The sequence below is a fragment of the Allobosea sp. P1_A7 genome (genome assembly GCF_056406775.1).
This window is the reverse complement of the sequence record NZ_JBFTZN010000626.1, coordinates 1-798: the sequence shown is the minus strand read 5'-3', so window position 1 is coordinate 798 and position 798 is coordinate 1. Positions and strand designations below refer to the sequence as shown.

Annotated in this window: 1 protein-coding gene; it reads left to right on the top strand. The window is 59.5% G+C overall.

What is annotated here, in order from left to right; all coding sequences use genetic code 11:
- Positions 1 to 608 precede the first annotated feature (608 nt).
- Positions 609 to 798, top strand: a 190-nt coding sequence (locus AC1D34_RS38090; protein ID WP_476827093.1) for a hypothetical protein, incomplete at its 3' end; no start/stop codon positions are given.

Genomic DNA, 798 nt, shown 5'->3' with positions numbered 1-798 from the left:
CCTCTAATTAATGGCCTACCTGCGCAGCGGAGCTGTGAACGCCATTATCAACGCAGCCAGGCGCTCCTTCCGGGTGGGCAAGACAAGACAAGCATGGCCGATTTCTGTCCTTGCTTGACCAAGATGCCGATTGTCAGCACCATGCCGCATAGCACGACCTTGCCATGACAATCTCCGGCGGCAGGAAGTGGTGGTAGCGGATAGGCCGACACTAATCCAAGACTCCCCGGCACCCCCCTTCCCCGGGTGACACTGCCGGGTGCAGGAGACCCCGTAGCGCCAGGGCTCTCCCAAACTGGTGTCTACGGGGTTTTTCGCCAGATGTGTCAGGCGAAACCGACCGAACGGGATCGCCGCCGACGGAAAGCTGCGGCCTCCGCGGCTAGCGGCGATCATGTTTCGAGGAATGTGCCCCAGGCCGTTATCCCGTCGTTGAAACCGCTCGGCGCGGATCGACCGGCGCTGGAGGGTTCCTTGGGAGCGCAGGCGCACCGACTGGCTCTTGCGACGTGAGGTCGACAATCTCCCTCGTGCCTGCCTTCACCAGTACGGCGGTTGTTGCAATCAGCCTTTGCCTCCAATGTGTTATCGAAAAGCACGGAGACGATATGATTTTGTTCGAACAGCTCGCGTCCCGCATCAAAGGGCCTATGGCCGAGAACGAAGATTGGTGGCACCTCTGCTACGAGACCGACACTAACGAATTCTACGTCGAGCACGAGTGGAGCCACGTCCCCAGTAACGGGGTGCAGCTGAATAGCGGCACCGAAAAGCATGATGCAATGACATGGGTAGGAC